The organism is Streptomyces sp. SAS_272 (assembly GCF_052543235.1).
The window spans coordinates 75,661-101,966 of the sequence record NZ_JBMNDR010000011.1; the positions used below are offsets into that span (position 1 = coordinate 75,661).

At 72.5% G+C, this 26,306-nt stretch carries 25 protein-coding genes; 11 read left to right on the forward strand and 14 right to left on the reverse strand.

The genetic code is table 11. From position 1 onward, the window contains the following. The first annotated feature begins 118 nt into the window (after positions 1 to 118). The 3 genes from ACN6LD_RS10160 (at position 119) to ACN6LD_RS10170 (ending at position 4,330) form a co-directional block, all read left to right on the forward strand. Positions 119 to 2,317: an MMPL family transporter gene (locus ACN6LD_RS10160; protein WP_445042929.1), complete on the forward strand. Its 2,199-nt coding sequence runs from the start codon at positions 119 to 121 to the stop codon at positions 2,315 to 2,317. Between the two features lie 128 nt (positions 2,318 to 2,445). Further along, positions 2,446 to 3,627, forward strand: coding sequence for a sensor histidine kinase (locus ACN6LD_RS10165; RefSeq protein WP_445042930.1), 1,182 nt, complete (start codon positions 2,446 to 2,448; stop codon positions 3,625 to 3,627). Positions 3,628 to 3,652: 25 nt separating this feature from the next. Further along, on the forward strand, positions 3,653 to 4,330 hold the full coding sequence (locus ACN6LD_RS10170; RefSeq protein ID WP_445042931.1) for a response regulator: 678 nt from the start codon (positions 3,653 to 3,655) through the stop codon (positions 4,328 to 4,330). Between the two features lie 73 nt (positions 4,331 to 4,403). Here ACN6LD_RS10170 and msrA read toward each other — a convergent pair whose 3' ends face one another. Next, entirely contained in the window at positions 4,404 to 4,916 is a 513-nt protein-coding gene (gene msrA, locus ACN6LD_RS10175) for a peptide-methionine (S)-S-oxide reductase MsrA (protein ID WP_445042932.1), read from the reverse strand. Positions 4,917 to 5,301: 385 nt separating this feature from the next. Between msrA and ACN6LD_RS10180 the strand changes: the two genes are divergently transcribed. Continuing rightward, positions 5,302 to 6,015, forward strand: a complete 714-nt coding sequence (locus ACN6LD_RS10180; protein ID WP_319190034.1) for a hypothetical protein — start codon at positions 5,302 to 5,304, stop codon at positions 6,013 to 6,015. Between the two features lie 39 nt (positions 6,016 to 6,054). Here the strand turns inward: ACN6LD_RS10180 and ACN6LD_RS10185 are convergent, their stop codons facing one another. The 3 genes from ACN6LD_RS10185 to ACN6LD_RS10195 all read right to left on the reverse strand — a co-directional run bounded on the left by ACN6LD_RS10185 (position 6,055) and on the right by ACN6LD_RS10195 (position 8,562). Next, complete coding sequence (locus ACN6LD_RS10185) at positions 6,055 to 6,483, reverse strand: ATP-binding protein (RefSeq protein WP_445042933.1); 429 nt, start codon at positions 6,481 to 6,483, stop codon at positions 6,055 to 6,057. 244 nt (positions 6,484 to 6,727) lie between these two features. Then, entirely contained in the window at positions 6,728 to 7,390 is a 663-nt protein-coding gene (locus ACN6LD_RS10190) for a response regulator transcription factor (RefSeq protein WP_319190037.1), read from the reverse strand. After that, positions 7,387 to 8,562 carry a sensor histidine kinase gene (locus tag ACN6LD_RS10195; protein ID WP_319190039.1) on the reverse strand — a complete coding sequence of 392 codons (1,176 nt, stop codon included), beginning with the start codon at positions 8,560 to 8,562 and terminating at the stop codon, positions 7,387 to 7,389. Before ACN6LD_RS10195 ends, ACN6LD_RS10190 begins: the two co-directional genes overlap by 4 nt. Positions 8,563 to 8,771: 209 nt before the next feature. On the opposite strand from ACN6LD_RS10195, the gene ACN6LD_RS10200 reads away from it, so the two are divergent. Next, on the forward strand, positions 8,772 to 9,692 hold the full coding sequence (locus tag ACN6LD_RS10200) for an ABC transporter ATP-binding protein (RefSeq protein WP_445042934.1): 921 nt from the start codon (positions 8,772 to 8,774) through the stop codon (positions 9,690 to 9,692). Continuing rightward, positions 9,689 to 10,537, forward strand: a complete 849-nt coding sequence (locus ACN6LD_RS10205) for an ABC transporter permease (protein ID WP_319190043.1) — start codon at positions 9,689 to 9,691, stop codon at positions 10,535 to 10,537. Before ACN6LD_RS10200 ends, ACN6LD_RS10205 begins: the two co-directional genes overlap by 4 nt. A gap of 53 nt (positions 10,538 to 10,590) precedes the next feature. On the opposite strand, the gene ACN6LD_RS10210 is transcribed toward ACN6LD_RS10205, so the two are convergent. Both ACN6LD_RS10210 and ACN6LD_RS10215 read right to left on the reverse strand, forming a co-directional pair. After that, the gene (locus ACN6LD_RS10210; RefSeq protein WP_445042935.1) at positions 10,591 to 11,520 is read right to left on the reverse strand and encodes a hypothetical protein; all 930 of its coding nucleotides are present in this window, start codon (positions 11,518 to 11,520) and stop codon (positions 10,591 to 10,593) included. Positions 11,521 to 11,762: 242 nt separating this feature from the next. Continuing rightward, positions 11,763 to 12,638: a restriction endonuclease gene (locus ACN6LD_RS10215; RefSeq protein ID WP_445042936.1), complete on the reverse strand. Its 876-nt coding sequence runs from the start codon at positions 12,636 to 12,638 to the stop codon at positions 11,763 to 11,765. Positions 12,639 to 12,871: 233 nt separating this feature from the next. Between ACN6LD_RS10215 and ACN6LD_RS10220 the strand changes: the two genes are divergently transcribed. Both ACN6LD_RS10220 and ACN6LD_RS10225 read left to right on the forward strand, forming a co-directional pair. Beyond that, positions 12,872 to 13,222, forward strand: a complete 351-nt coding sequence (locus tag ACN6LD_RS10220; protein WP_319195079.1) for a hypothetical protein — start codon at positions 12,872 to 12,874, stop codon at positions 13,220 to 13,222. Between the two features lie 71 nt (positions 13,223 to 13,293). Further along, positions 13,294 to 14,403, forward strand: coding sequence for a VanZ family protein (locus tag ACN6LD_RS10225; protein WP_445042937.1), 1,110 nt, complete (start codon positions 13,294 to 13,296; stop codon positions 14,401 to 14,403). 1 nt (position 14,404) lies between these two features. On the opposite strand, the gene ACN6LD_RS10230 is transcribed toward ACN6LD_RS10225, so the two are convergent. Then, positions 14,405 to 14,854, reverse strand: a complete 450-nt coding sequence (locus ACN6LD_RS10230; RefSeq protein WP_319195075.1) for a hypothetical protein — start codon at positions 14,852 to 14,854, stop codon at positions 14,405 to 14,407. A gap of 248 nt (positions 14,855 to 15,102) precedes the next feature. Here ACN6LD_RS10230 and ACN6LD_RS10235 point away from each other — a divergent pair, with 248 nt between their 5' ends. Together ACN6LD_RS10235 and ACN6LD_RS10240 are read left to right on the forward strand one after the other, a co-directional pair. Next, complete coding sequence (locus ACN6LD_RS10235) at positions 15,103 to 17,220, forward strand: DUF4139 domain-containing protein (protein WP_445042938.1); 2,118 nt, start codon at positions 15,103 to 15,105, stop codon at positions 17,218 to 17,220. Between the two features lie 6 nt (positions 17,221 to 17,226). After that, positions 17,227 to 18,816, forward strand: coding sequence for a DUF4139 domain-containing protein (locus tag ACN6LD_RS10240; RefSeq protein WP_445042939.1), 1,590 nt, complete (start codon positions 17,227 to 17,229; stop codon positions 18,814 to 18,816). 42 nt (positions 18,817 to 18,858) lie between these two features. On the opposite strand, the gene ACN6LD_RS10245 is transcribed toward ACN6LD_RS10240, so the two are convergent. After that, positions 18,859 to 19,362 (reverse strand): hypothetical protein, encoded by a 504-nt coding sequence (locus ACN6LD_RS10245; RefSeq protein ID WP_319195070.1) that lies wholly within the window; start codon positions 19,360 to 19,362, stop codon positions 18,859 to 18,861. A gap of 144 nt (positions 19,363 to 19,506) precedes the next feature. Continuing rightward, positions 19,507 to 20,295 carry a heparin lyase I family protein gene (locus ACN6LD_RS10250; protein WP_319195068.1) on the reverse strand — a complete coding sequence of 263 codons (789 nt, stop codon included), beginning with the start codon at positions 20,293 to 20,295 and terminating at the stop codon, positions 19,507 to 19,509. Between the two features lie 251 nt (positions 20,296 to 20,546). Between ACN6LD_RS10250 and ACN6LD_RS10255 the strand changes: the two genes are divergently transcribed. Then, positions 20,547 to 21,251 (forward strand): glycoside hydrolase family 75 protein, encoded by a 705-nt coding sequence (locus tag ACN6LD_RS10255; RefSeq protein ID WP_445042961.1) that lies wholly within the window; start codon positions 20,547 to 20,549, stop codon positions 21,249 to 21,251. Positions 21,252 to 21,269: 18 nt separating this feature from the next. Here ACN6LD_RS10255 and ACN6LD_RS10260 read toward each other — a convergent pair whose 3' ends face one another. The 5 genes from ACN6LD_RS10260 to ACN6LD_RS10280 are packed head-to-tail and all read right to left on the reverse strand — an operon-like array spanning position 21,270 to position 25,594. Next, positions 21,270 to 21,581: an L-rhamnose mutarotase gene (locus tag ACN6LD_RS10260; protein WP_319195065.1), complete on the reverse strand. Its 312-nt coding sequence runs from the start codon at positions 21,579 to 21,581 to the stop codon at positions 21,270 to 21,272. Beyond that, positions 21,578 to 22,642 carry an aldo/keto reductase gene (locus ACN6LD_RS10265; protein ID WP_319195063.1) on the reverse strand — a complete coding sequence of 355 codons (1,065 nt, stop codon included), beginning with the start codon at positions 22,640 to 22,642 and terminating at the stop codon, positions 21,578 to 21,580. Before ACN6LD_RS10265 ends, ACN6LD_RS10260 begins: the two co-directional genes overlap by 4 nt. After that, entirely contained in the window at positions 22,639 to 23,397 is a 759-nt protein-coding gene (locus tag ACN6LD_RS10270; RefSeq protein WP_319195062.1) for an SDR family NAD(P)-dependent oxidoreductase, read from the reverse strand. The genes ACN6LD_RS10265 and ACN6LD_RS10270 overlap by 4 nt, the downstream gene beginning before the upstream one ends. After that, on the reverse strand, positions 23,394 to 24,731 hold the full coding sequence (locus tag ACN6LD_RS10275) for an L-fuconate dehydratase (RefSeq protein WP_445042940.1): 1,338 nt from the start codon (positions 24,729 to 24,731) through the stop codon (positions 23,394 to 23,396). Before ACN6LD_RS10275 ends, ACN6LD_RS10270 begins: the two co-directional genes overlap by 4 nt. Positions 24,732 to 24,742: 11 nt before the next feature. Continuing rightward, positions 24,743 to 25,594 (reverse strand): fumarylacetoacetate hydrolase family protein, encoded by an 852-nt coding sequence (locus ACN6LD_RS10280; protein WP_319195058.1) that lies wholly within the window; start codon positions 25,592 to 25,594, stop codon positions 24,743 to 24,745. Positions 25,595 to 26,306: the final 712 nt, after the last annotated feature.

A 26,306-nucleotide genomic window follows, 5' to 3' on the forward strand; every position in this document is an offset into this window, starting at 1 on the left:
CGCAGCAGACACAAGTGTCTACGAACGGCCGACGACGGGAGAACGCGGGACTGCGAGCGTGAGGGTGGGCCGAGATCGCCGGCCCGATCGTGTGACGCACCCCTCGAAAGGCTCGTCGATGTCCTCTCTTGCCCGCTGGTGCCATCGGCACCGGCTCGCCGTCGTCCTGGTCTGGGCGGGTCTGGTGCTCGCCCTGGGAGCCGGGGTCGGTTCGGCCGGCAGCGCGTTCGGCAACAGCCCGACCTCGCAGGACACCGACTCGGCCAAGGCGACGGCCCTGCTGCAGCGGGCCGCCGACAGCGCGGCGGGCAGGAGCGGACGGGTCGTCTGGCAGCTGAGCGGCGGCGGCCGGGTCACCGAGCCCGCCACCGAGCAGGCCATGACCGACACGCTGAAGGAGATCGCCGACGCGCCGGGCGTCGCCTCGGTGAGCAGCCCCTACACGCCGGTCGGCGAGGAACAGATCAGCGAGGACGGCAGGACCGCCTACGCCACGGTCGCCTTCGACCAGGACGTGGAGGACGCCCAGGTCGACCATGTGAAGGACCTCGCCACCGGGCCGGACTCGGGGAGTCTGCACATCGCGCTCAACGGGCAGGCGTTCACCGCCGCCCCGGAGCCGAACCCGATCGCCGACGTCATGGGCATCGCTCTCGCCTTCGTCGTGCTGCTGTTCGTCTTCAGGGCGGTGTGGGTGGCGGCGCTGCCCATCATCACGGCCGTCGTGGGCGTCGGCGCCTCCGCGGTGGCGGTGATCCTGCTCAGCCACGTCATCACCCTCTCCGACACCACGCTGACCCTCGGCTCGCTGATCGGACTCGGCGTGGGCATCGACTACGCCCTGTTCATCGTCAACCGGCATCGCACCAACCTGACGGCGGGCATGACCGTCCCCGAGTCGATCGCCAAGTCGCTCGACACGTCCGGCCGCGCCGTGCTGTTCGCCGGACTCACCGTCGTCGTCGCGCTGCTCGGCATGCTCACGCTGAACGTCGGCATCATCAACGGCATGGCCATCGGCGCCGCCGTCACCGTCGTCCTGACCGTGCTGGCCGCCGTCACGCTGCTGCCCGCACTGCTCGGCATGATCGGGCCGCGGGTCCTCGGCCGCAGGGAACGCCGGGAACTCACCGGAGAGGCGCGGCGGCGGACTTCCCGGCAGCCGGGTCTGTGGACCCGGTGGGCCGAGCAGGTCCAGGCCCGGCCCAGGGCGCTGGCGCTCGCCGCCCTCACCGTGCTGGTCGCGCTCGCCCTGCCCACTCTCTCGCTGCGCCTCGGAGCGTCCGACGACGGCAACCTGCCGACCGCCTCGACGAACCGCCAGGCCTACGACATGATCGCGGAAGGGTTCGGACCCGGCTTCAACGGGCCGCTGGTCCTCGCCGTTCAGGCCCCCGCCGCCGCCGACAAGGCGGCCGAGGCGAAGCTGGTCACCGCGCTCGAGAGGGCCGACGGCGTAGCCGGTGTCGCCGCGGCCCCGATGAAGGAGGGGCAGACGGTCGGGGTGATCTCCGTCGTCCCGACGACCTCGCCGCAGTCCGCCGCCACCTCCGACCTGATCCACCGCCTGCGCGACGAGGTGATCCCGCCGGCCGAGCAGGGCACCTCCATGAAGGTCTACGTGGGCGGTGTGACCGCGAGCAACGACGACTTCGCGTCGGTTCTGATGTCGAAACTCCCCCTGTTCGTGCTGGTGATCGCCGCACTCGGATTCCTGCTGCTGACGATCGCCTTCCGCAGCCTGCTCATCCCGGCCGTGGGCGCGGTGCTCAACGTCCTCAGCATCGGCGTGGCCTTCGGCGCCATCGTCGTGGTCTTCCAGTACGGCTTCGGCGCGGGGGCCCTCGGCCTCGGCGCGGGCGGACCGATCGAGTCGTTCGTGCCGATCCTGGTCGTCGGCATCATGTTCGGCCTGTCGATGGACTACCAGGTGTTCCTGGTCAGCCGGATGCGCGAGGAATGGGCCCACACCGGTGACAGCGGCAGGGCGGTCCGGGTCGGCCAGGCCGAGACCGGCAAGGTGATCGCCGTCGCCGCCACCATCATGGTCTGCGTCTTCGGCTCCTTCGTCTTCGGCGGCATGCGGGTCATCGCCGAGTTCGGCGTCAGCCTCGCGGTGGCCGTCGCCGTGGACGCCCTGCTGATCCGCATGGTCCTCGTGCCCGCGCTCATGCACCTGTGCGGAAAGGCCAACTGGTGGCTGCCCAGCCGCCTGGACCAGGCCCTGCCCCGCGTGTCCGTCGAAGGCCCCGCGGACGAGCCCGCGCCGTCACCGCTCCCGGTGCGCGAGCCGCAGAGCGCGGGCGTGGCCGACTAGGGCGTGTTGCACGACGGACCGACGGCGCCGCCGTCCGACGGCAGTACGGACCGACGAGCGCGCGGGCGGGCCGGCCGCCGACGGGGCGGCCTGTCCGTCGGGCGACCCGCGCTGCTTAGAGTGAGGAAATGGACGTGAGTATGGTGTGGCGCCCCTGGCTCGCCCGTCATGACCGTGTGCGCGATGCGCTCCCGGCGGTGCCGCTGATGGTGGTGGCCGTGTCGGCGACCGCCGTCGGCGAGTCCTCCTGGCACGAGCCGCGCTGGCAGGAGGCGGTGTGGTCGGGGCTGTCCTGTCTGCCCCTGGTCGTCCGCAGCCGGTGGCCGCTGCCCGTCGCCCTCGTCACACTGGCGACCGGACTCACCTTGACGGCCCTCGTTCCCGGCGCCGACATGGCCCCTGCGGCCGGGCTGGTGGCCCTGTACACGCTCGCGGCCCTCGGCAGCCGGCGCACCGCGTGGACCGTCGGCCTGGCCGCCGCCGTTGCGGTCACGGGTGTTCACGCCGCCGCCCACGCGGAATCCGTGGTGGGCAGTTCCAGCCTGTTGCGGCTCGACCTGGCGATCGCCGCGACCGCGCTGGGCCGCGCCGTCCGCAACCGTCGCGACCACCTCGCCGAGGCCAGGGCACGCGCGGTCCGCGCCGAGAACGCACAGGAGGAGGAAGCCCGGCGCCGCGTCACCGAGGAGCGGGTGCGCATCGCGCGCGATCTGCACGACGTCGTCGCCCACCACATCACTCTGGTCAACGCCCAGGCCGGAGTGGCCCACCACCTCATGCGCGCCAACCCCGACCAGGCGTTCGAGGCGTTGGCCCACATCAAGGACAACAGCCGCGCCGCACTCGACGAACTGCGTGCCACGGTCGGTCTGTTGCGCCAGCCCGACGACACGCCCGGCGCCCGGGCCCCCATCCCCCGGCTCGCCGATCTCGACGCCCTCGCCGGCGGACTCCGGGCGGGCGGACTGTCGGTGCACGTGTCCCGTACCGGCAACCCCACGCCGCAGGCCCCCGCCACCGAGCTGACCGCCTATCGCATCGTCCAGGAAGCCCTCACCAACACCCACAAGCACGCGTCCGCCACCCGGGCCACCGTGACCCTGGAGTACGGTCCGCACCTGCTCCGGGTCACCGTCACCGACGACGGAGGCCCCGGCGCGCCCCCGGGACCGGGCGCCGGTCACGGCTTGATCGGCATGCGCGAGCGCGCCACCGCCATCGGCGGGACCGTCACCGCCGGCCCGCTGCCCGAAGGCGGCTTCCGGGTCGTCGCCGACCTGCCGCTCTCCCTCGCCCCCGCAACCGTCTGACCGACCCGTGAGGACAGCCCCGCCCGTGACGATCCGTGTTCTGCTCGCCGACGACCAGGCCCTTCTGAGGGGCACCTTCCGGCTCCTGCTCGACGCACAGCCGGACATGGAGGTCGTCGCCGAGGCGTCCAACGGCCGCGAGGCGGCACGGCTGGCCCGTGCCGAACGCGCCGACGTCGTGGTGATGGACATCCGGATGCCCGAGGTCGACGGCATCGAGGCCACCCGGCTGATCGGCCAGGACGAGGACCTGGCCGGCGTCAAGGTCCTGGTGCTGACCACGTTCGAGGAGGACGAGCTCGTCGTTGAGGCGCTCCGGGCCGGCGCCAGCGGCTTCCTCGGCAAGGGCATCGAGCCGGTTCAGCTGCTCGACGCCGTCCGCCTCGTCGCCGCCGGCGAGGCGTTGCTCTCCCCCACGGCCACCAAGGGCCTCATCGCGCGGGTCCTCGCCCACCCCTCCCCCGGCGACCTCGTGGACCCCGCGCGGCTGGCCGCGCTGACTCCCCGCGAACGCGAGGTGATGACCCTGGTGGCCGGCGGCCTGTCCAACGACGAGATCGCCGAACGCCTCTTCGTCACCCCGGTCACCGCCAAGACGCACGCCAACCGCGCGATGACCAAACTGGGCGCCCGCGACCGTGCCCAGCTGGTCGTCATCGCCTACGAGACCGGTCTGGTCCAGGCCGGGGACGCGCAGCGCTGACCAGGACCGGGCCGACCCGGAAGGACCCGGGCGGCCCGGACGGGAGAGGACCCTGCGCCGGCGGCGCGGCGGGTCAGGCGTCCTTGCGGGCGGGCAGCCGCCAGCCCGGGCGCGGGAAGTGACAGGTGTAGCCGTCGGGGTAGCGCTCCAGGTAGTCCTGGTGCTCGGGCTCGGCCTCCCAGAAGGGCCCGACCGGCTCCACTTCGGTGACGACCTTGCCCGGCCACAGTCCGGAGGCGTCGACGTCGGCGATGGTGTCCTCGGCGATCCGCTTCTGCTCGTCGTCCACGTAGTAGATCGCCGAGCGGTAACTGAGCCCGATGTCGTTGCCCTGGCGGTTCTTGGTGCTCGGGTCGTGGATCTGGAAGAAGAGCTCCAGGACGGTCCGGAAGTCGGTCTTGTCCGGGTCGAAGAGGATCTCGATGGCCTCCGCGTGGGTCCCGTGGTTGCGGTAGGTCGCGTTCGGCACGTCACCCCCGGTGTAGCCGACCCGGGTCGCGCTCACGCCCGGGAGCCGACGGATCAAGTCCTGCATCCCCCAGAAGCATCCGCCCGCTAGCACGGCCCTCTGCGTCTGCGCTGCCATGTCGGTTCCTTCCCATCGCCCGCCTCGGCCGCTCACGCTGCTCGCTCGCACACCGTCGGCGTCCCACCTTGGTGGATACGACAGCACGGGCGGAGCCCGGATAATTCCACGTCCTCGCCGCCCGCCCCGCCCTGCGGTCCCGTTCCTCGACCGCTTCGCGGCTTCCCCAAGACACGGCAAAACCTTCGTGGGGGCACATGCTTTGACCTGGCCTTGAGTATCCGGTGATCATTCCGTGGCCGGCACCCGCCTAAGGTCGCTCCGGGCCCGGCAACCTTGCGGCCCCGCCGGCCAGGCCGAAGGCACCCCGCGCGCTCACGGCGCACCCGTTCCCGGTCCCCCACCCAGGCCTGGCGCACCATGCATGTCACTCTTGAGGACCTCGATGCGTCTCCCGTCCCGTACCGCCAAGATGCTCGCCGTCGCGGCACTCCCGCTGGCCCTGGCCGCCTGCTCCTCGTCCGGCTCCGCGGACTCCGCCGACAGCCCGGCCGTGTCCACCACGCCGTCGAAGGCCGCCGACCCCGACGCCGGTCTGCTGACGGGGACGCAACTGAAGAAGGCGCTGGCGCCCGCCTCGTACTTCCCCTCCGGCTTCGCCGCCGACGCGAGTCTGGCCCGCGACACCGGCGACACCTACCAGGCTCCGGCCACGAAGAGCGCCGCCGAGCCGCACTGCGCCGACCTCGCGGCCACCAGCTGGATCAGCCTCACCGGCGTCGAGGGCGTCTCGTTCGCGCAGAACTCCTACATCGACCAGAACACGTCCGCCGAACTCGACCAGGAGATCGACGTCTACCGCGGCTCCACGGGTGCGGACGTGCTCAAGGACCTGGCGGACGTCGTCGCCGCCTGCCCGAGTTACACGGACTCCGACACCCACAGCAAGGTGAAGGTCACCGGCGCCGCCACGGCCGGACTCGGGGACGAGGCGTACACCATCACGCTGACCAGCAGCGCCTGGGAGACCGGCACCACGTTGATCGCCTCCCGCTCCGGCACGGCCGTCGTCAGCGTGCTGTCCACGGACGGCGCCGACAACGGGGCCGCGAGCGCGAAGAAGCTCGCTGAACACGTGCTGGCCTCGCTGAAGGCCTAGCGGCGCTCTGTCAGGACCTGTCGGCAGGCCGCCGCCGCGCTACCACGTACGGCGGGCGGCGGTGCCGCCGCCGGGCGGGTCGGCCAGGGCGATCCGGGCCGTGATGCGCTTTCCGACCGGTTCCTGCTCCACGAAGAGGTGCGCGGTGACGGCCTTGACGATCTCCAGACCGTGCTGGCCGATCCTGTCCGGGTCGGCGGGCCGGGCCATGGGGACGGTGGGGTCGTTGTCCCATACGGCGACGTCCACGCTGTCGGCGGTGAGACGCAGCTCCATCAGAACGGGACCGGGAGCGTACTTGCGGGCGTTGGTGACCAGTTCGCTGACCACCAGCTGGATGATGTCCCGCACCCGGTCGGGCACGCGCAGACGATGGTCGATGCGGGCCCGGTCGAGGAACGCGAGGGCGTGGTGGCGGGCGTCGGCGATACAGCTGTCGGCGCCGCCCATCGCGTAGGCGGTGCGCATGAGGTGCTGTCGCGGCCCGGTACAGCCGTCTCCGTCGGCATGCGATTCCACTCGTCTCGCCCTCACTCCCCCGCTCACGAGCGCCGGTACCCGCGATGCGGCTCGACATGCCCGCCACACGAGTGGCGTCCGACACAGCCCTCCGAAGCGGCCTCGAGGGACCCGGGCAGCGCAGAAGACCTTCCCCGGCGCGGACGAACGGGCGGCCCGCCCGGACCGACCGGAACCGGGTCCGGCCGAGGGGTCAGCGGGGCGGCGGAACGAGCCCCGACTCGTAGGCGGTGATGACCAATTGCACCCGGTCCCGGGCGCCCAGTTTCGTGAGCAGCCGTGACACGTGGGACTTGGCGGTGGCCGTCGTGATGAAGAGGTCCTCGGCTATCTCGGTGTTCGAGCGTCCGCGTCCGACCAGGGTCAGCACTTCCCGTTCACGCTCGGTGATGCCTCCGACCGGGCGCGGGGGGCGCTCCGGGGCAGGAGTGGGGCGCCTGACGAATTCCGCTATCAGACGGCGCGTCACACCCGGTGCGATCAGGGCGTCCCCGGCCGCGACCACGCGGATCGCCGCGAGGATGTCGTCCAACCCCATGTCCTTGACCAGGAAGCCGCTGGCGCCGGCCCGGAGTGCGCCGTACACGTGGTCGTCCTCGTCGAACGTGGTGAGGACGAGGACGCGGGTGGTCGCCGGACCGGCGGTGATCAGGCGGGTGGCCTCGATGCCGTCCATGCCGGGCATCCGGATGTCCATGACCACGATGTCGGGGTCGGTGTCCTCGACCAGTCGGACGGCCTCGGCGCCGGTGGCGGCCTCGCCCACGACCTCGAGGTCGGGGTGGTCGGCCATGAGCACCCGCAGGCCGGACCGGACCAGCGGCTGGTCGTCGGCGAGCACCACCCGGACGGTCATCGGGTGGCCGCCTGGGCTCCGGCGTGCGCGGGCAGCGGCAGTCGGGCGGCCACCCGGAAGCCCCCCTCGGGGCGCGGCCCGACGCTGAGACGGCCGTGCAGCAGGCCGACGCGCTCCCGCATCCCGACGATCCCGAAGCCGTGGACCGGACCGCCGCCGGTGGCGCCGCGTCCGTCGTCGACGATTTCCACGAGCAGTTCCTCGTCCCCGTAGTCGATGGACACCTGACAGCACGAGGTGCCCGCGTGGCGGACCACGTTGGTCAGCGCCTCCTGCACGATGCGGTAGGCGGACAGGTCGACGTCGGGCGGCAGGTGACGCTGCCGCCCGGCGCGGCGCACGTCGACGCTCACCCCCGCGTCCGCGGTCGCGGCCGCCAGCCGTTCGACGTCCGCGAGGCCCGCCGGGGGCGAGAGCGGTGACTGCTGCGAGGCGGACGCGCCCCGGTCCGCCTGACGCAGCGACACCAGGGTGCGCCGAAGGCCCGACAGCGTCTCCCTGCTGGTGGCCTCGATGACGCTCAGGGCCTCGCGCGCCTGGGCCGGCTGGGTCCGGATGACCCTGCTGCCGACGCCCGCCTGAATGGCGATGACGCCGATGCTGTGCGCCACCATGTCGTGCAACTCCCGTGCGATCCGCAGACGTTCCGTGGTCACCGCCTCGGCCACCTCCTGCGAACGCAACGCCGCCGCGTGCTCGCGGCGCTCGCGGCCGAGCAGGCCGGCCATGCAGCACGCGACCGTCGACAAGAGCGCGATCACCAGGTTGCCGGCCACTCCGTCCCCGTGTGTGAAGCCGCCGATCACCAGAAGCTGCACGGTGAGGGACGCGATCACGGCGACCGTCGCCGTCCGCCGTGGACGGGTGGCGACGATGAAGCCCAGCACGAGGTCGACCGCCACGAACGCGAGGAACTGACCCTGGTAGGCCGCCGACAGATCGTCGTCGACGGGGCTCGGAGGACCCACCACCACCGCGGTGGATCCGATGAGCGCCATGGTCAGAGCCGGCAGCGGCATACGGCGGACCGCGCCGACGAGCAGGCTCGCGGCCAGCAGGGCTCCCACCCCGTGGACCGTGCCCGAGGCCCGCGGCGCGGCCCCCACCAGCAGAACCACCGTGAGGAGGTAGAGGGCGCCGCCCGCCCAGGCCACGCCCGTCGTTCTCGTCATCGGCGGCCCTCCTTCCCGGGGACGGCGCCGCGGGGTGCGGCGCGCACGGGCAGCGAAGTGATCGACTCGGGTTCCACGTCGCGAGACTAACCGGCCGCCGTCCGCCGGGCATCGGCCCGTGGGCGTACGCCCACGGGCGAACCCCGACCTCGTGATTGCCGCCCACGGCCCCATGTCCGGAGGGGAGTCGGCCCGGCAGTGTGGCGGTCGTGATCGAAGTCAGTGAACTCACCAAGCGCTACGGCGGCAGGACGGCTGTCGACCATCTCTCCTTCACCGTGCGTCCGGGCCGGGTCACGGGATTCCTCGGCCCCAACGGAGCCGGCAAGTCCACGACCCTGCGGATGATCCTGGGTCTGGACGCCCCCACCGCCGGGGCCACCACGGTCGACGGCGTCCCGTTCCACCGTCACCCGCGCGGACTGCGGCACGTCGGGGCACTCCTCGACGCCGGACAGGTCCACGGCGGACGCAGCGCGAACGCCCATCTGTCCGCTCTGGCCCGCAGCAACGCCATCCCGCGCCGTCGGGTCGAGGAGGTGCTGCGGGAGGCGGGGCTGGCCGAGGCGGCGCATCGCCGCATCGGCGGGTTCTCCCTCGGCATGAAGCAGCGGCTGGGCATCGCGACCACCCTGCTCGGCGACCCGCCCGTGCTCATGTTCGACGAGCCGATCAACGGCATGGACCCGGAAGGCGTGCTCTGGGTGCGCCGGCTCTTCCGTCGCCTGGCCGCCGAGGGCCGCACGGTCTTCCTGTCCAGTCATCTGATGTCCGAGATGGAGAACACCGCCGACGATCTGGTCGTCATCGGCCGGGGGCGCCTCCTCGCGGCCGAGCCGCTACGGGACTTCGCGGCTCGCGGCGCCCGTCGCGGCGTCGTGGTCGTCACCCCTCAGGCGGTGGAGCTCACGGCCGTGCTCACCGCGGCGGGCGCTTCGGTCGAGCCGGAAGGCCCGGCGGACGCCGGGAGGCTCTCCGTGCGGGGCCTCGCGGCCGACCGCGTCGGAGCGCTCGCCTTCGAGAACCGTGTCCGCGTGGACGAACTGACGACCCGCACCGCATCACTCGAGGCGGCGTTCATGGAACTGACCGCCGACAGCGTCGAATACCCGGCAGGAAAGACCCGATGACGACAACCCCGACGACCACACCCGCCTCCGAGCCGCGGCCGGCCTCGGCCACGCGGCCCTGCGTGCCGCCCGCCCGCTTCCACGACCTCGTCGCCGCTGAGTGGATCAAGACGCGGTCCCTGCGCTCCACCCCGTGGACGCTCGCTCTCACCGTCCTGTTCGTCCTCGGGTCCGCCGCCGTGGCCACCTGGTCGGACGCCGCCGCGCTCTCCGGACCCGCCGCCTTCCGCCCCTTCGACGCCTACCCGCCGGCCGGCTACTGGACGCTGATCCTGGTCGCCGGCAGCATGGGCGCACTCACCGTCGTGAGCGAGTACAGCAGCGGCCTGATCCGCACCACCACCGTGGCCGTCCCGGCCCGCGGCTCGGTCGTGCTGGCGAAGGCGGCCGTCGCCGCGGCGCTGTGGACGGCGGTCGGCACGGCCGCATCCACCGGTTCCTTCCTGGTCTCCCAGGCCATTCTGGACGGGCACCAGGCCGGCGTTCCGATCACCCACCCCGGGGTGTTCCGGGCGCTGGCCGCGTCCGCGCTGCTGGCTCCGGTCAGCGCGCTGGTCGGTCTGGGTCTCGGCGTGGTGCTCCGGCACGCCGCCGGGACCATGGTCACCTGTGTCTTCGTGCTGCTGATGCTGCCCATAATGTTCTCGGAGAGCAGCCGTTGGTCGGCGGACGTCAGACACGCGCTGGTGGCGTCCGCGTGGAAGCGCCTGGTCCAGAACTGGGGGCCGGGTCCCGGTTCCCTGGACTACACCGCCACGGTCACCGGCTCCTGGATCGTCTACCTGCTCTGGCCGCTGGTCACCGTCGCGCTCGCGGTGCTCGTCGTCAGACGTCGCGACGTGTGAACGTGCCCGCCAAGGCCACACCGCGCCACCGGAGCGCCTTGCGCAGGGTCTGACTATCCGCCCACGGCCCGTGCCGTCAGCGCGACTCCCTCCGCGGTGAGCTTGACGTGCTCACCCGCATCGTCCGACGTGGCGACCTGGGTGAACTCACCGTCTTGCCACCGGAACACCGCCGGGCTCAGCGCGCCCGGTGACTCCTCGTGACCCCTGGCGGCGAACCGGGCCATGAGGTTCAGTGAGGGGACCACGTCGCTGTCGCGGATGACGTGGTAGGCGAGTCGGTGGCGGTGCGGCAGTGCGACGAGGATCCCGTCCGGCGTCGGGGCGTCCTTGCCGTACCTGCGTACGACCTCGTCCAGGACCAGGGCGAGGCTCGCGACGAAGTACGAGTCGCCCCTCAGCACGTCGAAACGGGCGCCGCTCCTGTCCTTGACCCTCTCCCTGTCGACGCGGACGGCCCGCAGGTTCTGGAACGCCCGCTCGCGCAGGGCCGTGAGGTCGCCCAGGCCGGCGAGGTGGTCCGCGGTCAGCATGTCGACGGTCTCGGGGAGGTCGAGCGCCAGCACCTCCAGCAGGCCCGGAACCGACGGGGGGCCGTATCCGAACGCCTTGAGGAGCCGGGGTTCGCCGGGAATGAACCGGGGGTGCAGCCTAGTCAGCAGCTGTTCGTGCGGCAGCGCCTTGAGGGCCTGCGGTCCGTTCAGCGAACGCACGACCCGGTCGACGTGCTGGTCCACGAGCGCGGGCCAGCGTCGAGGCCCCCGTCTGTCGTTGTGGCAGACGGCCGCGAGGTTCGTGAGTCCGGACCGCCAGCCCGAGCCCGTGGCCACGCGCCCCGGCTCGACGGTCACGTCGATGCCGCGCTCCGCGAAGGCGTCACGGACCAGAACCCGCAACCGGGCGGCCTCCGCCTCGGACAGAAACGTGAACTCCCGGTCGCGCGGCTGCTCCAGGCCGTCACGACGCTCCCCCCGCCCGAACATGCCCACAAGGCCCCCTTCGTATCGAGGACGCGGATCATAATCACGGCTGGTAAGAGCTCCTTCTCACCCGGCGGGAAGGCGCGTGCCCCGGGGGCGCGATCCCGTGGCCGGAAGGGGATCGGGCACCCGCCGCTGCCCGCGGAGTCACCGCAGCGCTCGGGCGGCGCCGGGCAGCACCGCCGGAGCTCACCGCCCGCTCACACCGACGCGGCCACCTCGGCCGCACGCCCTGGTGCGCCCGCTCACCAGGGCGTCGCGGGCTGCCCCTCGCTCGATGTCTCCTGGCCGGCCGGGAACTCGTGCTCCCACGGTCGTGGTCCCACGCCCTCCTGCCAGCGCAGGAGTTCTCGACCGTCCATGCAGACGATGCCGCACTGCCCGGCGTACTCGAGCGCGGGACCGGTGAAGTCGCTGGTGGTGACGACGACGGCGACATCGGCGCCGTGAACGGTGTAACACGTGCCGCCGAACCGCTGCATGTCCTGGGAACCGACTCGGTTGGCATCGCAGTAGCGCTTGCACTGGACGACGACCAGGCGTCCGTCCGGCGTCGTCGCCACGACGTCCGCGCCCAGGTCACCGGCCCCGCCCACGACCTCGACGTCCCGGCAGCCGTCGCGCAGGCACAGGTCGGCTATCGCCTGCTCGAACTCGTCGGGGTCCAGAGCCTCGTAAACGATCTCCTCCGTGTCGACGGCGGCCTGATCCACGGGGTCGACGAGGGGGAGCGTCCGTTCCGTGCCGTCGCGACCGGCGGGGGGCCCGGCCGCACAGCCGGGCGCCGATGCAGAGGCGGGGGCGGGTGCGGGGGCGGGGGCGTCGAGGACTTCGACCGCGGTCATCGTGGCCTCGTCCAGGGCCGCCGCGGCGCGGCGCGCGAGCCTCCCCGCCGATGTCCTGCGCCCGCCACGCCAACCCGCCACGACAGCGCCCGCTGCCACGAGCGCGAGCGCGACAGCCCAGGCGGGGCGGCGTTCGGCGGCGGCCGCAGCCGTACGGGCGACCGTGCCCACCAGGGTCAGCAGCACGGCCAGAAGGACGAAGTACAGTGCCGTCGCCCGGAGTTCGAACCGGCGGGGTCGGCGCACGGGACGCTGAGCACGTACAGGTACGGCCATGGTGAAGCTTCCTCCCCGAGGACGTCGATGAAGATCAAAAGCCGTCTTCCCAGGTACGGATGGTTTACGGATGCCTCTGTCGGGCGTCTTCGATCGCGCCCGCCCGCGACGTCGCGGTGCGGCGCCGTGCGGTGCCGTGCGGTGCGGTGAAGTCCGGCGCCGGACGAACGCCGTCGTGGCGACCGATCGGTAATCCGCCCTCCCCGGACCGCGCCCGCTCGTAGGCTGCGACCATGCAGCAATCCGAGATCATGCAGCGAGTCGTCGGCATCCTCACCGAGGCGATCGAGATGCGGCGACAGGCCCGCGAGAACCCGGCCGCCAAGGCGGTGCTGACGGGCTCCATCTCCGCGCTCCTCGCGGATACCCTGCCCGAGATCAAGCTGCCCGCCGACGCCACCGCCCAGGAGACCACGGCCATCATCACGGAGGCGCTGGGGCCGGCCATCGTCACACTTTCCACCTGCTTCTCGTACGCCTTCGTGCACCTGGCCGAGGTCCACGACGAGGGGAACACCGACACCTCGACCGCCGACGTCCTGCGGTCCCTGTCCCTCCAGTTCGCGCGACGGGACGGCGCCTGAGCCCGCCGCCGTGCCGGCCGTACCCGGGGCGCATGTCCGGCGCCCAGGCAGCCCGTCCTCGGAGTCCTCTCGTGATCGAAGCGTCCATCGCGGCCGTGCCCGGGCTGCTCGCCTCCTTCCTGGTCCTCGCCGCCCTCGTGGCGGTTCCCACCGCGCTGGCGGCGAAGGCCCTCGGCAGGCCCTGGCCGCTGCGCACGGCCCTGGCAGTCCAGCTGGCCGGCGTCCTGGCGGTGACACTGCTCCCCGGCGACGCCGGCCTCCAGGGCTGGCAGTGCGACACGGGAGCTCCCTCGCACCTGTTCACGTCGGCGGGCTCCCTGCTGAACATCGCCCTCTTCGCGCCTGCCGGGTTCCTGGCCGTCCTGGTGTTCCACCGGCCCGTCACGGTGGCTGCCGCCGGCGGCGTCCTGAGTGCGGCGGTCGAACTGGCGCAGTCGGCTGTGCCGTTGGGCCGGTCCTGCAGCGTCACCGATCTCGCGGCGAACGCGACGGGGGCCGTGGCCGGTTCCCTGGCCGGGGCGCTGTGGCTCTGGCTGCGACGCACTCCCCCGCGCAGACCGCTGCGCGATCTCCTCGGAGGCGTCGCCCTCGCCGTGGCCGGCGCGACGGCGGTGACGGCGGTCTTCGACAGCCGTGTCACCGGGGTGGACGTCGTGGCCCTCGACGAGCACGAACGCGACCTCGTCGAGTCCTCCGTCCAGGCCGGCGAGTGGCTCACTTCCGCGGCCGAGGGCATCTACGGCAGCGGCACCGAGGTCACCGGGTCCGCCACGGAGAAGAGCGGTGCTCGGCTGAAGATCACCGTGGACACCGACCGCGGCAGCGTCTCGGGCTGGTGGCCCGACAAGGAACTGCTCAGCGCCTCGTCGTCGAACCGGCGTGGTGGAGCAGGGTCCCTCACCGACAAGCAGGTCGGGGACACCGCCGACGAGTTCGCGCGTCGGTGGGTTCCGCAGTACGCCACAGGCCGCGAGCGGACGATCCGTTCCGTCGGAGACGGCCCCACCCGGATCTACCGGGTGACCTACCGGCGTCATCCGGAGGATGGACCCACGCCCGCGCGCCTCGCCCTCACCGTCGACGTCACCGCCGGTGACGGCGCCCGTGACGGCACCGGCGCCAGGGTCACCGGGTTCTCCGTCGGCAGGGCCGCGGAGCCCGTCCCGTCGGGCCGGCCTTGAGTCAGCAGGCGTCGTACTTCCAGGCGTCGCCCTCCAACACCCACGGCTGCGCCTGCTGGTCGAACTTCGGCAGCCCGGTCACCTTGTAGCCGGCGCGCCCCGTCCTGCCGGACACCTCGGCCTGCACGTCGCCCACCGCGTGGTCCGCGCCGTAGTCGGCCGACGCCTTCTTCACCACCTCGGAGTACGCGGTCTTGGTGATCTTCTTCGCGCAGCGCGCGGACAACATGCCGTACGCGGTGTCCGCGTCGCCCGCGAAGTAGGAGGCGGTGTAGACGGCGACGGCCGCCTTGAGGTCGTCGCCCTCGTGCTCCGCGGGAACGCTGATGGTGGGCTCGGCGACGGGCGTGCCCGAGTCGCTCGCGACCGGGGCGTCGTCGTCGGACGAGGAGCAGGCGGTGAGCGCGGCGAGAAGCAGGGCCGCGGTGACGATGGTGGCGCGGATGCGCATGGTGTCCCCCCTGGACGTGAAGCTTGCGCAGGAATGGTGCCACGGCGGGCAGGGAGGAAGCCCCCGCCGGGAAGGTTTCGCGAGGCCCTGTGACCAGGCTGCTGCCCAGATGTGACAGTCGGGGCGCACGACCCGTGCCTCGCTTGTCGGCCCGCTCGGCCCGGTCGCGACGGCGACGACTTCGGCCACGGGGCCGGCCGCCCCGGACGTAGGCTTCGTCCAGCACTGACATGACGGGGGCGGAGCACATGACGGCTGGGACAGCACCGAGGTGGGGGTCGGCCCTCGATTCGGTCGTGGTGTACGCGCAGGGCGCCGTCTGCCGCCGGCTGGCCCGGGGCAGTGTGCCCCCGGGCGGCCGGGTCCGTGTGACGGGTCTCCCGCGCGCGCTGGACGCCGGATCCCTGCGCGTCCGTGTCACCGGCGGCGAGCGTTCACGCGTCATCGAGGCACGCGTGGAGGTCGAGGCGGAGCCGCTCGGCGCCACCGTGCCCGACGCGTTGCGCAGCGAGGTGGAGGCGCTGCGCGAGGAGTGCGCGGCGGCGCAGGCCGGCCACGACCGGCAGGTGCGGCTGATCGACGAGGTCAGGGCGCTGCGTCCGGTCCCGCCCGCCCGCAGGCGGGACGACCCGCACCGCCGCACCCCGGTCGACGCGTGGCTGCAACTCGCGGACTTCGTCGACGAACGGCTCACCGGACTGCACTCCCGTCTCGCCGAGCTGGAGAAGGCGCTGGGCCGGGCCGAGCACGCCCTCGCGGTCGCCGCCGACCGGCTGGCACGCGCCTCCACCGACGCGCCGGCCGACCACGTGCGGACCACGGTCTCCGCGCTGGTGACCTTCGACGGCGCCGGGGACGCGGAAGTGGAGCTGGAGTACGCGGTGCCCGGCGCGGTCTGGGCGCCCGCCTACCGGCTCACGCACCGTCAGGGCGAGCGCAGCGGCCGTCTGGTGCTGCGCGCCTCCGTCGCTCAGCGCACCGGCGAGGACTGGACCGGCGTCCGGCTCGCCCTGGCCACCGCCGATCTCGGGCGCCGTACCGATCTGCCCAGGCTGCGCTCGCTGCGCATCGGACGTCGTCAGACGGACCCCACGCCGTCCGGCTGGCGCGAGCCTCCGTCGGGCCTGGCCGACCTCTTCGCCGGATACGACGCGGCCGGTCGCCGCCCCGCCGTGGCACGGGCGGCAGGCGGAATCGGGGGCGGTCCTGTGCCCGTGGCTGCGGCCGGCGCCCCGGTGCCCCCGCCGCCTCCTCCGCCGATGACGCCCATGGCGCCGCAGGGTTACGGCCAACCGCTCGCCGCAGCCCATGGTTACGGCGCACCGCCCCCGGCTCCCGGCGGCACCCCTCCGCAGGCCTTCGGCGGCGGAGGGGAAGGCCACGCCCAGCCCGCTTTCTCCGGCCCGGCGGGACCAGGCCGCTCTCCCGCCGCGGCCGCCGCCATGCCGCCGGCCGCCATGCCCGCGGCCCCCGGCCGGGCCGCGCCGCGCCGGGCTTCCTCATCCGCACCCGCGGTCCCCGGTCAGGCCGGTCCGCCGCGGCCGAGCGGATCCGAGCTCGACTACACGGCTCTCGTCCTGTGCGGACCGGACGAACAGCCCGCTCGTCGCGGCCGGCTGTTCCCCGACGTCCCCTTCGACCCGACGGCAGCCGAGTACCGCCGCCGCGCCGAGAGCGTGGCCGCGCTGCCGCTGCCCGCCCACGCCGTACGGCCCCGGGAGTCGACGGGTTCGTTCGACCACCGCTACGACGCCGTCGCCCGCGCCGACATCCCGTCCGACGGCGCCTGGCACACCGTCACCGTCGGTGAGATCTCGGTCGGTCTGCGCCCCGAGTACCTCTGTGTGCCGTCCGTGGAGCAGACCGTGTACGCGACGCTGGAACTCTCCAACGCCACCGACCAGGCTCTGCCGGCGGGCCCCGTGGAGATCACCGCCGGCGACGACTTCCTGCTGACCGCGGCCTTGCCCACCCTCGCGCCCGGCGGTGTGTGCCGGGTGGGGCTGGGCCTGGCCGAGGGCATCCGGGTGACCCGCCGCACGAATCTGCACGAGTCGACCTCAGGGCTGCGCAACACCACCACCGTGCTCGACCACCGCGTCCACGTGGAGCTGGCCAACCGGCTCGCCGAGCCCGTCACCGTCGAGGTCCGCGAACGGGTACCGGTCTCCTCCGACCCGGACGTCCGGATCGAGGAACGGGCCGACTGGACCGCGCCGCCCACGGACACCGCCGAACACCACGTGCCCGGCACCCGCGTCTGGCGGGTGGAGCTGCCCGCCGGCGCCACCACCGCCCTCGACGGCGGCTACGAGATCCGCATCCCCTCCGCCAAGACCTTGGCCGGCGGCAACCGCAGGAGCTGACGCACCATGTCCACGGCACCCGAGCCGATCCCCCTGCCCGTCACGGCCGTCACCTGCCTGGAGGACCGCGCCCACGTCGAGCGCACCGCCGTCCTCGACCTCGAGGCCGGGATCCAGCGGCTGCGTCTGGGGCCGGTGAGCGCGCTGGCCGTCGATCGGACCCTGCACGCCGAGATCACCGCCGACGCCCCGGCGACCGTGCTCGACGCGCGGATCGTCCGTGGCTGGAGCCCCCGCGGGCCCCGGCCCACCGACGACGACAGCGCCCTGCGGCACCGCGTGCACGCCCTCGAAGAAGAGCTGCTCGTCCTGGGCCGGCAGCGCGACCGGCTGCACACCCGCCTCGACACACTCGGCCGTCTCGCCGCCGATGTGTTGCGTGAGATCGGTGAGGGCGCCGGTCACGGAGAGGTCGAAGGGCCCCGCTGGGACCGTGAACTGGACCGTCTGGACGGCGAGCGGGATTCCCACGGAGAGCGACTGCGCATCGTGGAGGCCAGGTTCGCCGCCCGCACCGCCGAACTCGCGGCGGCCCGGGGGGCCGTGGAGGCGGCCGAGGAAGAACCGGCCGAACTGACCGGCCACATCGAACTGACGGTGCAGGCGGCGGCCGCGGGGCCGGCCGGTCTGCGGCTGAGCCACCTCACCGCCTGTGCGCTGTGGCGGCCCGTCTACCGGGCCGTGCTCGAGGGAGACTCCCTTTCACTGGAGACCGACGCCATGGTCTGGCAGCGCACCGGCGAGGACTGGTCCGATGTGACGTTGACCCTGTCCACGGCCCGTTCGGCGCAGGCCGCCGTTCCGCCGCGGCTGCGGGAGGACCGGCTCACCCTCCAGGACCGCTCCCCCGCGGAACGCCGCAGCGTCGACGTCGAACTGCGCGAGGAGGAGATCGCCGACCTCGGCCCGGCGCCGGTGGTCGGCCTGCCGGGAGTGGACGACGGCGGCGAGACGCGGGTGCTGCATGCCCCCGCGCCGGTACGGGTCCCCGGGGACGGGCGCGCCCACCGCGTACCGCTCTCCGCGTTCACCACGACGGCGAGCGTGGAGCACGCCTGTGCGCCCGAGCTGTCCCCGCTGGTCACCCAGGTGGCCCGGTTCGACAACCTGTCCGGCCACGCCCTGCTGGCCGGCCCGGTCGACCTGGTGCGCCGCAGCGGGTACAGCGGCCGCGGCGCCCTGGACTTCACCGCTCCCGGAGCCCGCGTCGAACTCGCCTTCGGCAGCCTCGACGACCTCCGCGTCGTCCGTGACGCCGAAGAGGTGCGCGACACCTCCGCCCTCACCCAGCGAACCGTCCTGACCCGTACCGTCCGACTGCATCTGTCCCGCTTCTCCGCCCCGGACGACACCCCCGACGCCTCCGACGCCTCCGACGCCTCCGACGGATCAGTGATCGTCGTGCGGGAACGGATGCCTGTCTCCGAGATCTCAGCCGTGCAGACGCGCCTGCGCGACGACGCCTGCTCCCCCGCGCCCGACGCGGTCGACGCCGACGGCATCGTCCGGTGGAACCTCGTCCTCGCACCCGGCGGCCACCGCACCGTCACCCTCGTCTACGAGGTGACGGCGAGCAGCAAGGTCAGCGGCCTGTGACGGACGGACCGGGAGCCGGGCTCCGTAGAAGGACCGAGACCGTCAGGCGGTGACGGACGCGTTCACGGCCTGCTCCCAGAGCTCCAGCCCCGAGCGGAGAAGTTCACGCACCGCTCCGGTCTCCTCGTCCGTCCAGGCTCCGTCTCCGGCGGTCGGCTCGAGGGCTTCGCCGCCGAAGATCTTCTCGTAGGCGCGGTCCTGGAGCGGTCCCCGAGAGGGCAGGGCCGGGTGGCCGTCCAGGCTGTGGGAGAGGTCGTCGAAGAAGTTCCAGGCTTCCAGCAGCAGTCCCGCCGGAACCGGGCCGTGGTCGGGGTGTTCCGCCCACCGGCGGACGACGGCGAGATCGAGAGCGGCCTCGCCCTCCCGGACGAGCTCCCAGCCGTTGCGGTCGCAGTGGTCCTCGAGGGTGTCGGCGTCGTGGAACGCGAGGAGCCTTCCCAGGTCGTCGACAGCGAGCGCAGCGGGGTCGTCGCCCTCGCCGGGGCGCCAGATCAGGGTCAGCTCCCCTCTCGTGGCGGCGATGCGGTACGGATAGCAGTCGGCCATGAGGGATCTCCCGCGGTGCTCCGGTGTCGTGGCGCGGCGGCCACGGGGAACATCCTGCCTGCTCGTGCCGTCGGACGGTGACCGCGTTTACGCAGGCTCGCGCCGGGAGGCGAGGGGAGGCGGCGGACGGCTCTCTCACACGCGTCACACGAGCTGGTAGCCGCGCAGATCCGTGAGCAGAAGGTAGGTGTCCTGCAGGGACCCGGAGGTGTCGCCGAGGGAGCGGTAGATGCCCCACTTCGGGCGCACCCGGTCGGCCAGGAAGGTGTCGACGCCGGTCTTCGAGGCGTCGACGACGGTCGCGCCGCCGCTCTTGAGGATCCACCGGACCGAGCCCGCCGAGCCGTTGCCGACCTTGATCTGGAAATCGACGTCGGTCCACCTGTCGTGCAGCGGTTCCAGGTCGGTGCGGCCGACGAGGATGTCGTCGACGGCGAGTCTCAGCTCGATGGTCTGCCGGCCGTTCACCCTGCGCAGTGACTGCACGACGATCGGGGAGGTGCCGTTGCCCGGCTGCTTCATCTGCATGATGTGCGTGAAGGTGGTGGTCGCCTTGAGCGAGCCGGGGATGTACATCGAGTAGGTGACCCGCCAGGTCTGACCCGGGCCCCAGGTGAGGTAGTCGGCGCCGCTTCCGTTGCGCAGGCCGGTGACCTCCTGGCGCTGACGGTCGGTCGAGGTGTCCCGGTCGGCCTTGTGCATGGTGAAACGCCAGTTGTCGCCCTCGGTCCGGATGTGCGGCTGCCCGCCGGGGTGGGAGTCGGCGCGGTCGTCCTCGACGGTCTCGAAGGCGCCGAGTCCGTCACGGCGTGCCGTCGGGGCCCACTTCTGCTGCCAGGAGGCGGCGTGCGCGGCGCCGGGCAGGCCGACGACCGAGGCCGTCGCCGCACCGCCGAGCGCCGCGCCGAGCAGGGTCCTGCGGGATGTGCTCAAGACTGGCTCACCTCGTTCACTCCCAGAGTTCACGTATATGACCCAGATTCACACAGCAGTTCCTGGGGTGTGCAACAGAGTCCCGGCCGGACCGGGCGCGGCCAATGGTCCGGACCGATGAGGTCCGGTTCGATTCCGGCCAATCTCCCGTCCCCCGCAGGGGGTTGACGGCATCGAGGACGAGGGTCCACGTTGTACCGCACCCAGTAAGGAAACTTTCCTAACAGAAGGGTCCCCACCGTGCGCCCTCGATCACTGACCGTCACGGCTGCCGCGCCGCTCTCCTGGCCACCGCCTTCCTGCCCTCGAACGCCTCCGGTCTCGCCCGGGGCTCCGGTGCGGACGCCGACCGCCCCGCCGCGGCGCAGGAGGGATCGGTCAGCGCCGCCGCCCTGCTGGCCAAGGTGACGTCGTGCTCGCAGATATCGAGCGGCAAGTACCGGACCGACGAGGAGACCTCGGCCACCGTCCCCGTGTGCGGCAAGAACGGCGCGGTCTTCTGGAAGGCCGACATGGACGTCGACTGCGACGGGCAGCGGACCTCCAAGTGCAGCGAGGCCACCGACCCCTGGTACCAGGACGACACGGCCTTCCACCAGTCGGACGGCAGGCCTCTGCGCGCCGACGCCCTCCCCTACGTCGTCGTGCCCAGCTCCAGCTCGCTGTGGAACTACGGCTCCGCCGGCATCAAGGGCGGCGGGGTGGTCGCGGTGATCTACCAGAACAAGGTGGAGTACGCGGTCGTCGGCGACACCGGCCCCACGAAGATCATCGGCGAGGCCTCGTACGCGACGGCCAAGGCGCTCGGCATAAATCCGGACCCGGAGAACGGCGGCGCCGACTCCGGCGTCACCTACATCCTCTTCAAGAACTCGAAGGCGTCCCCCATCGAGAGCCACAGCGCGGCGGTCGGCCTCGGGGACCGGCTGGCCCAGGCGTTCCTCCGCGACAACTGACGCACCCGTGCGGCGTGGTCACAGCTGCCACACCACCGGCAGCGAGGCGTCCGCGCCGTCCGCGGAGTAGTCGTGGGCGACGTCGAGCAGGTCGCCCATCCGCGCCTGCCACGCGGTGTTGACGGGCAGCTTCTCGAGTTCGGCGATCATCGCCGGGTAGTCCTCGACGTCCAGCAGGTGGAACAGGTCCGTGCCGCTGCGCCAGATGGTCCACTCGGTCACCCCCGCGGCGCGGATGGCGGCGGTCAGTTCCTCGGGCACCTCGCGGTGCGCGGCCTCGTACTCCGCGACACGGTCGGCGCGGACCTTGGTGTGCAGGGCGACCCTCATGACGGCTCCTCGGACGGCGTTGCTCCATCTGCCCGGGCGGCGTGCCCGGCAGGGGCGGTCCGCCCGCCCGGCGCGGCCGAGGGGACGGGGGTGCGGGGGTCGAGCAGTCCCTCGGCTCGCAGCTCGTCCCACAGGGCGTCCGGGATCGGGCGTCGCAGCTGGTGCACGGTGTCGTGCACCTCCTGCGGCGACCGGGCGCCGGTCAGGACGCTCGTCACCGCGGGATGACCGAACGGGAAGCGCAGCGCGGCGGCACGCAGCGGCACGCCGTGGCGCTCGGAGACCGCCAGCAGCCGCAGCGCCCGGTCGAGCACCGGCCGGGGAGCCGGTGCGTAGTCGTAGGTGGCGCCGGGCCGGGGCGCGGTGAGCAGACCGGAGTTGAACACCCCGCCGATGACGACGGCGCGGCCGCGGGCTGCCGCCTCCGGGAGCAGTTCGGCGAGCCCGTCCTGGTCCAGGAGCGTGTAGCGGCCGGCCAGCAGGACCACGTCGATGTCGGTCTCGCGCACGAACCGGGCGGGCAGTGCCGACTGGTTCATTCCGATCCCGATCGCGCCGATCACGCCTTCTGCGCGCAGCCGCTCCAGCGCCGGGTACGCCTCGCGCAACGCCTGCTCGGCATGGGCGTCGGGGTCGTGCAGCAGGGCCATGTCGACGCGGTCGACCCCGAGCCGTTCAAGGCTGGCCTCCAGGGACCGCAGCACCCCGTCGGCGCTGAAGTCCCACACCCTGCGGTGAGTGGCCGGGACGGCGAAGCCGTGTGCCAGGTCGTCGCCTGCGCCCCCCTGCGGATGCGGGACGAGCAGCCGCCCCACCTTGGTGGAGAGGGTGTAGGCGTCACGGGGGCGGTCGCGCAGCGCGGCGCCCAGCCGGCGTTCCGACAGGCCGAGCCCGTAGTGGGGCGCGGTGTCGAACGTGCGGATGCCGGCGTCCCATGCGGCGTCCACGGTGGCACGGGCGTCGGCGTCGGAGACCGGTCGGTAGAGGTTGCCGAGTGCGGCGCAGCCCAGCGCCAGCTCCGCGACCCTTGCCGTGCCCGCACCCGGCCCGGTGGTCGTCACGACGGGTCCGCGGGCCGCAGCCGCAGTCCCTGCATGCCCCCGTCCACCGCGAGCGAGGCGCCGGTGACGGAGGCCGCGGCGGGACTCGCCAGGTAGACGATGGCCGCGGCGACTTCGTCCGCGGTGACCAGGCGTCCCATGGGCTGGCGGGCGTTGAGCGCGGCGCGCTCGCGCTCGGGGTCGTCCGCTGTGTCGAGAAGCCGGGAGACCCACGGTGTGTCGGCGGTGCCCGGGTTGACGCAGTTGACGCGGATGCCCTCGCGGACGTGGTCGGCGGCCATCGCGAGAGTGAGCGAGAGGACCGCCCCCTTGCTGGCGCAGTACAGGGCCCGCTGCGGAAGGCCCGCGGTGGCCCCGATCGAGCAGGTGTTGACGATTGCCGCATGGGCGGAGCGACGCAGATGCGGCAGGACGGCGCGGGTGACGCGCACGATGCCGACGACGTTGACGTCCAGGACCCGGTGCCAGTCGTCGTCCGTGTTGTCCTCGACGGTGCCCACCGCGCCGATGCCCGCGTTGTTCACCAGGATGTCCAGGCCGCCGAGCCGCTCGGCGGCCCGTTCTACGGCGGCGCGCACCGACGAGTCGTCTGTGACGTCGGCCTGGAAGGCGAGCAGCGGTTCGCCGACGCCGTCCGGGGCGAGGTCGAGGACGGCGACCGACGCGCCCCGCGCCGCCAGTGTGCGGGCTGTCGCAAGCCCGATGCCGGACGCGCCCCCGGTGACGATCGCCCTGAGCCCTGACAGATCGGTCATGCGGTCCCTCCCTGAGCTGCGCGGTCGGCGGCCCAGAACGCGCCGTCCGGGTAGTGGTACGCGGCGATGGACTCCTCCCGCATGGTGGCGGAGAATCCGGGCGCGAGCGGCGCGCGGTAACGGCCGTCGCGCATGATCACGGGCGCGGTGAAGTGCTCGTGGAGGTGGTCGACGAACTCGATGACGCGGTTCTCGGTCGTGCCGGAGAGCGCCAGGTAGTCGAACATCGACAGGTGCTGCACCAGCTCGCAAAGGCCCACCCCGCCGGCGTGCGGGCAGACCGGCACCCCGAACTTGGCGGCGAGCAGCAGGATCGCGAGGTTCTCGTTGACGCCGCCGACCCGGGCCGCGTCGATCTGCAGGACGTCGATGGCGCCGGCCTGGAGGAGCTGTTTGAAGACGATGCGGTTCTGCACGTGCTCGCCGGTGGCGACCTTCACGGGCGCGACCGCCCGGCGGACGGCGGCGTGGCCGAGGATGTCGTCCGGGCTGGTGGGCTCCTCGATCCAGTACGGGTCGAACTCGGCGAGCGCGTTGGTCCACTCGATCGCCTCGTCCACGTTCCATCGCTGGTTGGCGTCGATGGCGATGCGGATTCCGCTGCCGACGGCGGCGCGGGCGGTGCGCAGGCGACGGATGTCGTCGTCCAGGTCCGCGCCGACCTTCAGCTTGATCTGGGTGAAGCCGTCGGCGACGGCCTGCTTGGCCAGCCGGGTGAGCTTGTCGTCGGAATAGCCGAGCCAGCCCGGGGAGGTGGTGTAGCCCGGGTAACCGTCCCGCAGCAGAGTCGTCTCCCGCTCCGCGATGCCGGTGCGGCCCTCGCGCAGCAGCCTCAGGGCGTCCTCGGGGGTGAGCGCGTCGGCGATGTAGCGGAAGTCGACCTGGGAGACCAGCCACTCGGGTTCGGCGTGGGCGAGCAACTGCCACAGCGGCTTGCCCTCGCGCTTGGCGGCGAGGTCCCACACGGCGTTGAGCACGGCGCCGATCGCCATGTGCATCACGCCCTTCTCGGGGCCGAGCCACCGCAGTTGACTGTCGCCGATCAGATCGCGGCTGAGCGAGCCGGGGTCGGCGCACAGTTCCTGGACGCTCCGCCCGACGATGTGGGGTCTCAGCGCCCCGATCGCCGCGACCTGGACATCGTTGCCCCGTCCGATGGTGAAGGTGAAGCCGTGGCCCTCGTGTCCGTCACCGGCGTCGGTGCTCAGGACGACATAGGCGGCGGAGTAGTCGGGATCCGGGTTCATCGCGTCGGAGCCGTCCAGTTCCCGCGAGGTGGGGAAGCGGACGTCGTAGGTGTCGACCGCGGTGATCCGGGCGGAGGTTGCAGTCAAGGTGCTGCCTTTCACGCTTGGGCGAAGGTCTGGCGCTGGGCGCCGAGGCCGTCGACGGAGAGCTCGACGGTGTCGCCGGGGCGGAGGTAGGGGGTTCCGGGGAGGCCGAGAGCCACACCCGCGGGCGTTCCGGTGTTGATCACGTCGCCCGGTTCCAGGACCATGTACCGGCTCAGGTAGGACACGAGGTGGTCGACCGCGAAGATCATGTCCCCGGTGTGGCCCTGTTGCCGTTTCACGCCGTTGACGCTCAACTGCAGAGCGAGGTTCTGCGGGTCGCCGGCCTCGTCGGCGGTGACCAGCCAGGGGCCCAGCGGGTTGAAGGTCTCGCAGGACTTGCCGAGGTCCCACTGGGACGAGTACTCGAGCTGGAACTCGCGTTCGGAGACGTCGTGACTGATCGCGTATCCCGCGATCACGGCGCGTGCGGCCTCGGGGCCGTCGAGATAGCGGGCCCGCCGGCCGATGACGACCGCGAGTTCGACCTCCCAGTCGGTCTTCACGGAGCCCCGGGGGATCAGCACCTCGTCGTACGGGCCGACGACCGTGCCCGGGTCCTTCATGAAGACCACCGGGCGCGGGGGGATCGCCGCTCCGGTCTCGGCGGCGTGGTCGCGGTAGTTCAGACCGACACAGACGATCTTGCCGGGACGGGTCACGGGAGCGCCGACGCGCAGGCCGGCCGGGTCGATCTCGGGCAGTTCGCCTGCCGTGACGGCCACGCGGGCCCGGTCGACTCCGCCCGAGGCCAGGAAGACGCCGTCGATGTCCGGCGTCACGGACGACAGGTCGAGCAGCCGGCCGTCGTCGGTGCGGACGGCGGGGCGCTCCTGTCCGGGGGCGCCGACTCGAAGCAGTTTCACTGGGGCAACTCCTCTGCCGTGCGGGTTTTTGCCGTGCGGGTTCCGTCTGAGGGCCGACCTGCCGTGGGGCGGGCCGGTCGGGTCGTCCGGGCTTGGACCGTTCCGCGGTACTCATGCGTCCGCGCACCCAGTCATCGGATGTATGGCGGCAGAGCGACCATAGATGCGGAATCCGCACCTGACAATGGATTCCTCGGATGTATTTCCGGGCCCGTGTCGGCCCAGCACCTTCCGGGCCCCGTCCGTCATGGCCGCGCCCAGGAGTGAGTGGCGCCACACGTGCCACCATCCGATGAATCCCGTGCCGTGCGGTCGGTGGTCCGCCTCGGCGGGGGCGGGATGGGCGGACATGACAATGATTGTCCCGAAGAAGGACCCCGCCCTCGCGGCGGGCCCGTCCGGCCCGCCGCCGCCCGGCCGTCGGCGCCGTTGCCGAATCGTGAGCCCGCAGCAACCCGCCGCCCGATCCCTGCGCAGCCTTGAAATCCCAGGTCGGACGGTATGACGGCCGACAATCCCGGGAGGCGGGGCAACGCCTGGGCGGCTCGCGGCACGATGTGCCGCAAATCGTCGGCCCGCGGAGTCTTGTCAATCTCGGCAACGTCGTCGTAACGTCCTGGTCGTCCGAGATACATCGGAGGAATGGTTCGCATCGTCCGGTGCGCCGTTCGGGCCGCACCCGTGTGGCCGCCCGCTGCCGCCGTCTCGGTCA